The sequence below is a fragment of the Promicromonospora kroppenstedtii DSM 19349 genome, from assembly GCF_000515355.1.
Classification (GTDB): domain Bacteria; phylum Actinomycetota; class Actinomycetes; order Actinomycetales; family Cellulomonadaceae; genus Promicromonospora; species Promicromonospora kroppenstedtii.
In genome coordinates, this window is record NZ_KI911665.1 from 60,661 (window position 1) to 70,501 (window position 9,841).

Sequence of the window (9,841 nt, forward strand, 5' to 3'; positions counted from 1 at the left end):
CCGGCGGCGTACGTGCTGCCCTCCGCCCAGCCGGACGCCGCGCAGTCGGCCGCGGCGGCCTGCGCCACCGGCCCGGTCTGCGCCGCGACGACCGGTATGGCCAGTCCGGTGACGAGCAGGGCGGTGACGCCCGCCGCCAGGAACGATGTACGCCGTCTCATGGCACTCCCTAGGGCCGTGGTATTTGTCAGGAACGCTAGCCAAATACCGGACCCCCGGGGAATACGGGGAACCCACAACCCGACCACACGGCGGGGCCGGGTGCTCGCCCGCCCCGACCTAGACTCACGGCGTGATCCGACTCAACCCCGAGCAGCTCGTCTTCGTCACCGAGCGCCACCTCGCGACCCTCACCACCCTGCGCCCCGACGGCACGCCGCACGTCGTCCCGGTCGCCTTCACCTGGGACGCCGACGCCGGGGTCGCGCGCATCACCACCAACCGCTCGTCCTTCAAGGCCCGGCACGCGGTCCCGGGGCCCGACGGCGGCGAGCCGCGCGCAGCGCTGTGCCAGGTGGCCGGCGGCCGCTGGATCACGCTGGAGGGCACGATCGCCGTCAGCGAGGACACCGACGAGATAGCCGACGCCGTGGCGCGGTACGCGCGCCGCTACCGCCAGCTGGGGCCGAACCCGGACCGGATCGTGCTGCGCGTGACCGTGGACAAGGTGATGGCGTCGACGTACATGGCGTCCTGAGCTAGCCGACCTTCGCTGATTCCTCGCCGGCAGGCATCAGCACGCTGACGCGGTCGCCGCGCACGAGCTGGCGGCCGCGGCGGGTCTCGACCTCGCCGTTGACCCGCACCTCGCCGTCGGCGATCAGGTCACGGGCCTGCGCGCCGTCCTCGGCGAGGTCGGCGAGCTTCAGGAACTGGCCGAGACGGATGACCTCGTCACGGATCGGGACCTCGGGGACGTTCGACTCAGAGTTGGACACCACAGCATTGTCTCCCGTCCGCCGCCATAGACTGGCCGGGTGATCCAACGTATCGACCTGCGCGGCCGGTCCCTGGGCCGCCGCGCCCTCCTCGACGTCCTACCCCGTGCCGAGGTCGGAGTGGACGAGGCCGTCCATGTGGTCGAGCCGCTCCTGCGCCAGGTCCGCGAGGGCGGTGCCGCCGCCCTGCGTGAGATCGCGCTGCGGCTCGACGGGATCGCACCAGAGCACCTGCGGGTTCCCGCGAGCGCCCTGACCGACGCGCTGGACAGCCTGACGCCGCTGGTCCGGTCCGGTCTGGAGGAGGCGATCCGCCGCGTGCGCCGGGTGCACGCCGAGCAGCTCCCGCCGAACCACGTCACGGAGCTGGCGCCGGGCGCCGTCGTGCGCCAGCGCTGGATCCCGGTCCAGCGGGTGGGCCTGTACGCGCCGGGCGGGCTGGCGGTCTACCCGTCGTCCGTGGTGATGAACGTGGTCGCGGCGCAGGAGGCGGGCGTGCCCGGCCTCGCAGTGGCGTCCCCGCCGCAGAAGGACAACGGCGGCCTGCCGCACCCGACCATCCTGGCGGCGTGCGCCCTGCTGGGCGTCGACGAGGTCTACGCCGTTGGCGGCGCGCAGGCCGTGGCGATGTTCGCGTACGGCGCCGCGGGCAGCGCGGAGCAGGACGGCGAGACGCTGTGCGAGCCGGTCGACGTCATCACCGGCCCCGGCAACGTGTACGTCGCGGCGGCCAAGCGCCTGGTGCGGGGCATCGTCGGGATCGACGCCGAGGCCGGGCCCACGGAGATCGCCGTGCTCGCGGACGGCACCGCGGATGCCGGGCACGTGGCCCTCGACCTGATCAGCCAGGCCGAGCACGATCCGATGGCGGCCTCGGTGCTGGTCACCGACTCGGTGGAGCTCGCCTCCGCGGTCGAGGCCCGGGTGGTGGACCTCGCGTCGGCCACCAAGCACTCCACCCGCGTGGCGCGTGCCCTGGACGGCCCGCAGTCCGCGATCGTCCTGGTGGACGACATCGACGCGGGGCTGGCCGTCGTGAACGCGTACGGCGCCGAGCACCTGGAGATCCAGACGGCCGACGCCGCCCGGGTGGCCGCGCGCGTGCACAGCGCGGGCGCGATCTTCGTGGGCCCGTGGTCGCCGGTGTCGCTGGGCGACTACATGGCCGGCTCCAACCACGTGCTGCCGACCGGGGGCACCGCGCACTTCGCGAGCGGCCTGGGCGTGCACGCCTTCCTGAAGTCGGTGCAGCAGATCGAGTACACGCGCGACGCGCTCGAGGAGCTCGCCGACCGCATCGTCGCCGTCGCCAACGACGAGGACCTGCCCGCGCACGGCGAGGCGGTACGCGGGCGGTTCCACTAGTCGCGCCCTCGCTGTCTCCTTCGAGGTCCAAGTTTCTTCGCTTTCGGGCGACCCAGAGCGAAGAAACTTAGACCTCGAAGGAGATGACGGGGTCAGGCCAGAGGCGAGGTCAGGCCGACGGCCGCGGCGCGCGCAGGTGCGCCCGCTCCGCGAGCTCCGACTCGGAGACGAGCTCCAGCATCGGCTTGCCCGGCGCGCACATCATCGTCACCACGAACTCCGTGCGCGCGTCGTCCAGGGCGTTGCCGTCCTGGTAGTGAATGGCGTCGCCGCCCGGCTCCCAGAACGTCCCGCCGGCCTCGACGACCCGCTCCGGCTCGCCCTCCAGCTCGAACCGCACCGCACCCTGGATGACGTACCCGAAGGCCGGCCCGGAGTGGCGGTGCGGCGGAGTGCCAGGGTCGCCCGGCCCCCACTCGACGTGGATCGTCATCGCCGAGGCGCCCTCGGGCACCGTGATCGGCGAGGCGTCCTGCAGCATCGTGGCCGCCGTCATCCAGCTCGCCACCGGTCCGGCGTGCTCGGCCGCCCCGTGCAGGTGCCCGGCGTGGTCCTGTGTGTCGGTCATGTGCCGCACCCTTCGTCGTCGTTTCCTTGCTACGACGTCTTGACCGGGCGGCCTCCGGATCTGTGACCTGACCTGTGTCCTGATCTTGGACTGGGTGAATCCTGTACGGAAGCATTGACATCGCACCGCGCGGTAAGCGAGGAATGTCGCACAACTGCACGTGCTCGTTCCATCGCTGCCGTACCGAGGGAGCCGTAATGTCAAACCGGTCCAGAACGCCCCTGCTCGCCGTGGCCGCGGTCACGGCACTTGCGGCGGCGTTCACGCCCGCGGCCGCTGCCGTGACCCCAGCCGCCCCGCCGTCCGCGGACAAGGTGGACCCCGGCGACCGCCTCGCCGAGAGCCTCGTGCCGGCCGAGACCACCCCGCAGGCCGGAGTCGAGCGGGACGCCGGGATCCAGAAGCTCGCGCTCGGCCGCGGCAAGGCGGAGCGCACCTACCTGATCCGCCTCACCGACGCCGCCGTGCCCACCTACACCGGCGGTGTCGAGGGTCTGGCGGCTACGGCACCCCGCGCGGGCAGGACGCTCGACCCGTCGACCACCCGCGTGCGCGAGTACACGGAGTTCCTCGAGGCGGAGCAGGACGACTTCGTCACCCGCATGGAGCGGAAGGTCGGCCACGGCGTCGACGTGCCCTTCACCTACCAGTACGCGGCCAACGGCCTGTCCGCCGTGCTCACCCCGGCTGAGGCGCGGGAGATCGCGCAGGACCCCGCCGTCGCGCACATCGCGCTCGACAAGGAGCACGAGCTGCACACGGACGCCGGTCCGGCGTGGAGCAACGCCGACGCGCTGTGGAACGCCGTCGAGGAGCTCGACCTCCCGGAGAACTACAAGGGCGAGGGTGTCGTGATCGGCACCATCGACACCGGCATCCACCCCTCCAGCCCCTCGTTCGCCGAGACCGGTGACGACGGCTACACGCACACCAACCCGCTCGGCGCGGGCAACTACCTGGGCGTCTGCGACCCGGCGAACACCGACCAGTACGACCCGGACTTCCCCTGCAACGGCAAGCTCATCGGCGCCTACGGGTTCCTGAGCGCCGCCGACCGCAGCGCCCTGGACGAGGACGGGCACGGCTCGCACACGGCCTCCACCTCGGGCGGCAACGTGGTCGACGACGTGACACCGACGGCGCCGGAGGGCACGAACCCGCCGACGTTCGACGTGTCCGGCGTCGCCCCGCACGCGAACGTCATCAGCTACCGCGGCTGCTGCACCACCGCGGGCCTGACGGCGTCGATCGACCAGGCCATCGCCGACGGCGTCGACGTCATCAACTACTCGATCGGTTCCTCGTCGCCGTCGGACCTGTGGAACGACTTCGACGCGCTCGGATTCCTCAACGCGCGCGCCGCGGGCATCTTCGTCGCGACGTCGAACGGCAACGACGGCCCCGGGTTCGCGACGACGGGCTCCCCCGCCGACGCGCCCTGGCTGACGTCGGTGGGTGCCTCCACGCACAACCGGCACATGCTCAACGCCCTGGAGAACCTCACCGGCAGTGCGGGCGACCTGCCGGATCTGACCGGCAAGTCCCTGACCGGCCCGCTGCCCGCCACCGGGATCATCGACGCCGCCTCCGTGGGCGACCCGCAGTGCACCACGACCACGGGCCACGAGGCGGACTACGCCGACAAGATCGTGGTCTGTGCGCGCGGCGGCAACGGCCGCGTCGAGAAGTCGGCCAACGTCGCGGCCCAGGGTGCCACCGGCTTCGTGCTGACGAACGACCAGGTCAACGGCGGCTCGCTGCTCGGTGACGCGTTCGCCGTCCCGGGTGTCGCGATCAGCTACGCCGATGGCGAGACCCTGCGCGACTGGCTCGCCGAGGGCTCGGACCACACCGGCACGATCGCCGGCACCACGTTCATCACGGACGACGCGCTGGGCGACACCATGTCCAGCTTCTCCTCACGCGGCCCCAACCGGGCCGTCGACACGATCGTCCCGTCCATCACCGCCCCCGGCGTCGACATCCTCGCCGCGTACGGCGTGGCCGACGGCGCGTACGACCACGTCGAGTACGGCATCATCTCGGGCACCTCGATGTCGAGCCCGCACGTGGCCGGCGCGGGCGCCCTGCTCACGCAGGCCCGCCCCGACTGGACCCCGGCGCAGCAGCAGTCCGCGCTCATGACCACGGCGCGCACCAGCGTCAAGGACTTCGACGGCTCGCCCGCCACCCCGTACGAGCAGGGCAGCGGCCACATGGACATCGGGGCGGCCGTGCAGGCGGCCCTGCTGTTCGACGAGACCGGCGCCAACTACCTGGCCGCGAACCCGGAGGAGGGCGGCGACCCGAGCACGCTGAACCTGCCGTCCTTCGCCGACACCCAGTGCCTCGCCACCTGCTCCTGGGAGCGGACGGCGGTCGCGCCGCCGTCGGCCCCGGCCGGCGTCACGTGGACGGCGTCCGCGGTCTCCGACGACGGCCTCTCCCTCTCGGTGGACCTCTCGACCGACACTGTCTCCCCCGGTGACTCGCTCGGCATCTCCGTCACGGCGGACGTCGGCGGCGCCCCCGACGGCGAGACGCTGTTCGGCCGCGTCACGCTCACCCCGAGCAACGAGGACGTGCCCGCGGTGACCCTGCCGGTCGCCGTCGTCCCGTCCGGTGCGATCCTGCCGAACGAGATCGACGTGACCACGCGCCGGGACACCGGCTCGCAGGCCGTGACCGGGCTGAAGTCCGTCGCGGTCAGCGACTTCACCGGCTCGGTGCAGGGTCTCGTCGAGGCCGACCTGCACGAGGGCTCGCTCAGCCAGGACCCGACGAACGCCGACGCGTTCGACGACCTGAGCAAGGTCGAGGTCACCACGCTGGAGGTGCCGGACGGCGCCACGCGGCTCGTGGCCGAGATCGCCGCGGCCGAGGCGCCGGACCTCGACATGTTCGTCGGCACCGGCGACACGCCGAGCCCGGCGACCCAGGTGTGCGCCTCCACGACGTCGTCCGCCGCCGAGTACTGCGACGTGCCCGACCCGGAGGCCGGAACCTGGTGGGTGCTGGTCCAGAACTGGCAGGGCACCGAGGACCAGCCCGACGCCCACACGCTGGCGACCGCCGTCGTCCCGGGCGAGGACCTCGGCAACGCCGGGGTGGCCGGGCCCGACGGCGACGTCCCGGTGGGCGAGCCGTACGACGTGCGGCTGCACTGGGACCTGCCCACGGCCGCCGAGGGCGACCTCTTCTACGGCACCGCGGTGCTCGGCAGCTCGCCGGACAGCCCGGGCGACATCGGCGAGATCCCGGTCCGCCTGTCCCGCATCGCCGACGACGTGACCAAGACGGCCTCGGTCGAGGAGGCCGGCCTCGGCGACACCATCGGGTACGACATCACGGTCCAGCCGAACGCCACGCCCGAGGACCTCACCTACACGGTCACCGACACGGTGCCGGACGGGCTGACCGTCGACCCCGACTCGGTGACCGGTGACGGCGTCGTCGACGGGCAGACGATCACGTGGGAGGTCGACCTGCCCACGCTGGTGGGCGCGACGGGCTCCTACGAGGCGTCGACACCGGCGGACGACCCGCAGTGCACATCGGGGTTCCAGGACCTGGGCGCAGCGGGTGTCGGGTTCAGCACGCTCGACGGCGACAGCGTCGCCGTCAACGCATTCTCGAACATCGGTCCGTTCTCGCACTACGGGGAGGCGTCTCCCGGGCTCGTCGTTTCCGACGACGGTCTGATCACGGTCACGGGCGGCTACGCCGGCGAGCCGTGGACACCTCAGGAGCTGCCCAGCGCGGCTGCCCCGAACGGCGTGATCGCACCCCTCTGGTCGGATCTCGAGCTCTCCCTGGCGAACGACCGTGGCGTACGGATCGCCAACACGCGTGACCTGGAGACGGCCGTCATCCAGTGGGACGACCCGTTCCCGTACGGTGCCGACCCCGCAGACCTGTCCAACTCGGTGGGCACCTTCCAGGCATGGGTCTACAAGAACGTCAGTGACACACGCCCGGAGATCCGGTTCGAGTACGGCGACGTCGGGGAGCTGCCGGCGTCCGCCACGATCGGGGTCGAGAACCTGGCGGGCACGCACGGTAACGCCGTGGTGAACGCCGGGAACCCGGCCGACGCCATCGCAGACGGCGCCACCATCTGCTTCGACTACGTGGCGCCCGACGTCGACCCGGTCACCCTGTCGTACGACGTCACGGTGGACCAGGACGCCGTCACCGGTACCTACACCAACGCCGCGGAGCACGTCACGGACAACCCGTTCGACGAGCCGGCCGTGGCCTCGGTCGACGTCGACGTGACGGGCGTGCCGGACATCCCGGCCTGGGACCGCAAGGCGATCTATACCGCCGGTGACGAGGTCCTCTACGACGGCTCCGTGTGGGTCGCGCAGTGGTGGACCCGGGGCCAGAAGCCGGGGGCCTCTCCGTATGGTCCGTGGGCCGAGGTCGGTGCCGACGTCGTCTGCGGCGACGAGACGTACCAGGCCTGGACCAGCTCGTGGATCTACACCGGCGGCGAGACGGTCGAGCACGAGGGCAAGCTCTGGCGGGCCAAGTACTGGACCCGTAACCAGGAGCCGGGCACCTCGCCGTGGGGCCCCTGGGAGAAGGTGGGCACCTGCTGACCTGACGGCGTAGACCAGCGGGCCTGCCGGTCCTGCCTCCGCACCCGCGGGCAGGACCTGCAGGCCCGCCGTCGTAGGGCCCGCATGCCGTTCCCGTCCCACGGTCAGCCCGTGGAGCTCACGAGCCCGTTCTGGTAGGCCCAGATCACCACCTGCACCCGGTCACGCAGACCGAGCTTGGTCAGCACCCTGCCCACGTGGGTCTTGACCGTCGCCTCCGCCAGGAAGACCTGGGCACCGATCTCCGTGTTGCTCAGGCCCTGCGCCACGAGCCGCACGATCTGGAGCTCGCGGTCCGTGAGCAGGGCCGCTGCGGTGGCCTGCCTTCCCGGATCGGGGACCGCCGGGAGCATGAGCTCGACGAGACGGCTGGTCGTCGACGGCGACAGGACCGAGTCGCCCCGGTGCACCACGCGGATCGCGGCGGCGAGCTCCTCGACCGAGGAGTCCTTGAGCAGGAACCCGGACGCCCCGGCCCGGAGCGCGGCGAAGACGTACTCGTCGGCATCGAACGTGGTGAGCACCAGGACCCGGGTGCGGGGATGACGGCCGAGAATCTGGCGAGTGGCGTCGATGCCGTCGAGCTGGGGCATGCGGATGTCCATCAGCACGACATCGGGTACGTGGAGCATCGCCTGGTGCACTGCCTCGACGCCGGTCGTGGCTTCGCCGACCACCGTCATGTCCGGCTGAGCACCGACGCTCGCCACGGCGCCCGCACGCACGAGATCCTGGTCGTCGACCACGAGCACCCGGATCATGCCCTCTCCTCCGCTCGTGCGGGTACCGTCGCGGACACGACGAACCGCTCGCCGCCGGCGTTCTCCGGGTCCGTCGTGACCAGGGCTCCACCGACAGCCACCAGCCGTTCCCGCATGCCGGTCAGCCCCATGCCGACGTCGGTCCTGGCCGGGCGCCCGGTCCGGAGCCGATCGTTCGCGACCGTCACCGTGAGGTGGTCGGCACCCCACCGCAGGGCAAGGTCCACGGCCGCTCCGGGATGCGCGTGCTTCGTCACGTTGGTGATCGCCTCCTGGACGAATCGGTAGACAGCCAGCTGGGCGGCGTCGCTGACGGCCGACGGCGCGCCGTCCGTCGTCTCGGTGACGGCGCAGCCGAGCGAACGTGCTCGGTCGACGAGCTCCGGGAGGTCGGCCAGACCGGGCTGGGGCCGGGCCTCCGCGTCCCCTTCCCTGAGCAACCGCAGGATGCCGCGGATCTCGTGGAGGGAGGCGCGCGCGGTCTCCTCGATCGTCGCGAGCGCGGGTACGGTCCGGGTCTCGTCGAACCGCGCCACCCTGGCCTGGCCGATGATGGCCGACAGGGAGTGGGCAAGGACGTCATGCATATCGCGCGAGATGCGGCCACGCTCCTGGGCGGCGGCGAGCTCCTCGCTCCGCATCCGGTCGCGACGCTCGGCCTCGGCGCGTTCCTCGGCGAGCCTGGTCGCCACGACCTGCGCACCACGCAGCCGACCCATCGTCCACGAGCAGATCAGCACCGCCGCGAACAGGAGGAAGAGCAGCCACGACGCCGGCCCGAACCCTGAGCCGACGACGTCCGGATCGACCGCATGCCGCCCGGCCGCGACCCCCGAGCCCACAAGGCCCAGCACGAGCAGCCACCATCGTGCGGCATACGCGGCGGCGGCGTAGAGAGCCATCGGGAGCACCAGCGTGGACGGCAGCAGGTAGAACAGACCCGTCACCGCGACCTCACCCCCGACGGCCACGCCGACCAGGAGCGCCGAGGCCAGTGGCCGGGAGCGCCGCCAGGCGAGGGCGCCGTGCGCGACGAGGGCGAGCACCGACACGGCCCACGCCTGCGGCGCGGGGAGCGAGGTGATCGCCACCAGCACCGTGAGCGGGTACAGGACGAGCGTGGCAGCGCCGGCGATGAGGACGTCCGCCCTCGTCGGCCCCGTGCTCACAACACTGCCCTCCCGCGCCCGTCACTGAGCTGCCGGTCCATGAGCCGGAGCGTCGCGGCCAGCACGACCACCCCGAGCATGAGCCAGGTGCCGTAGACGCACAACACCATCAGGCTTGCACCGCCCGAGGTGAAGCGTACTTCGCCCCCCGCGACGCCCGTCAGCTGCGCGAGCATCCCGAAGACCATGAGAAAGCCCATGCTGAGCAGGACCATCGAGGCACCCCAGCCCGCGACGACGAGCACCCGGCCGAGGACACGGGGCGTGCGCGACGAGAGCATCAGCAGCACGAGGACGAGGGCCGTGCCGAAGGCGAGCAGCTCCATCGCGGGGAACGGGTGTTCCGGCCCGGCCGCCGGGCTCGCGGCGTCCTGTGCCCACCACACGAGCTTCAGCAGCGGGTACGGGACCACCAGGGCGACCGCCGCACCGGTCA

8 protein-coding genes are annotated in these 9,841 nt (G+C 72.0%); 3 read left to right on the forward strand and 5 right to left on the reverse strand.

Going from position 1 to position 9,841, the window contains the following annotated elements:
* The first annotated feature begins 292 nt into the window (after positions 1 to 292).
* Positions 293 to 697 (forward strand): pyridoxamine 5'-phosphate oxidase family protein, encoded by a 405-nt coding sequence (locus tag PROKR_RS12650; RefSeq protein WP_036963729.1) that lies wholly within the window; start codon positions 293 to 295, stop codon positions 695 to 697.
* Between the two features lies 1 nt (position 698).
* Here the strand turns inward: PROKR_RS12650 and PROKR_RS12655 are convergent, their stop codons facing one another.
* Complete coding sequence (locus tag PROKR_RS12655) at positions 699 to 941, reverse strand: RNA-binding S4 domain-containing protein (protein WP_036963731.1); 243 nt, start codon at positions 939 to 941, stop codon at positions 699 to 701.
* 36 nt (positions 942 to 977) lie between these two features.
* On the opposite strand from PROKR_RS12655, the gene hisD reads away from it, so the two are divergent.
* Positions 978 to 2,303 carry a histidinol dehydrogenase gene (gene hisD / locus PROKR_RS12660; protein ID WP_036963733.1) on the forward strand — a complete coding sequence of 442 codons (1,326 nt, stop codon included), beginning with the start codon at positions 978 to 980 and terminating at the stop codon, positions 2,301 to 2,303.
* Between the two features lie 109 nt (positions 2,304 to 2,412).
* Here the strand turns inward: hisD and PROKR_RS12665 are convergent, their stop codons facing one another.
* Positions 2,413 to 2,871, reverse strand: coding sequence for a cupin domain-containing protein (locus tag PROKR_RS12665; protein WP_036963735.1), 459 nt, complete (start codon positions 2,869 to 2,871; stop codon positions 2,413 to 2,415).
* 197 nt (positions 2,872 to 3,068) lie between these two features.
* Here PROKR_RS12665 and PROKR_RS37845 point away from each other — a divergent pair, with 197 nt between their 5' ends.
* Entirely contained in the window at positions 3,069 to 7,475 is a 4,407-nt protein-coding gene (locus tag PROKR_RS37845; RefSeq protein WP_169736409.1) for a S8 family serine peptidase, read from the forward strand.
* 104 nt (positions 7,476 to 7,579) lie between these two features.
* Here the strand turns inward: PROKR_RS37845 and PROKR_RS12675 are convergent, their stop codons facing one another.
* The 3 genes from PROKR_RS12675 to PROKR_RS30735 all read right to left on the reverse strand — a co-directional run.
* Positions 7,580 to 8,236 (reverse strand): response regulator, encoded by a 657-nt coding sequence (locus tag PROKR_RS12675; protein WP_036963740.1) that lies wholly within the window; start codon positions 8,234 to 8,236, stop codon positions 7,580 to 7,582.
* Positions 8,233 to 9,405, reverse strand: coding sequence for a sensor histidine kinase (locus tag PROKR_RS12680; protein WP_036963742.1), 1,173 nt, complete (start codon positions 9,403 to 9,405; stop codon positions 8,233 to 8,235). The genes PROKR_RS12675 and PROKR_RS12680 overlap by 4 nt, the downstream gene beginning before the upstream one ends.
* Positions 9,402 to 9,841: hypothetical protein (locus tag PROKR_RS30735; protein ID WP_051432935.1), on the reverse strand; the 440-nt coding region annotated here is incomplete at its 5' end. The genes PROKR_RS30735 and PROKR_RS12680, both read right to left, overlap by 4 nt.

Excerpts from the sequence above, each read along its gene's own strand:
- PROKR_RS12665 (WP_036963735.1), bottom strand. The coding sequence starts at position 2,871 with ATGACCGACACACAGGACCACGCCGGGCACCTGCACGGGGCGGCCGAG.
- PROKR_RS37845 (WP_169736409.1), top strand. The coding sequence starts at position 3,069 with ATGTCAAACCGGTCCAGAACGCCCCTGCTCGCCGTGGCCGCGGTCACG.
- PROKR_RS12675 (WP_036963740.1), bottom strand. The coding sequence starts at position 8,236 with ATGATCCGGGTGCTCGTGGTCGACGACCAGGATCTCGTGCGTGCGGGC.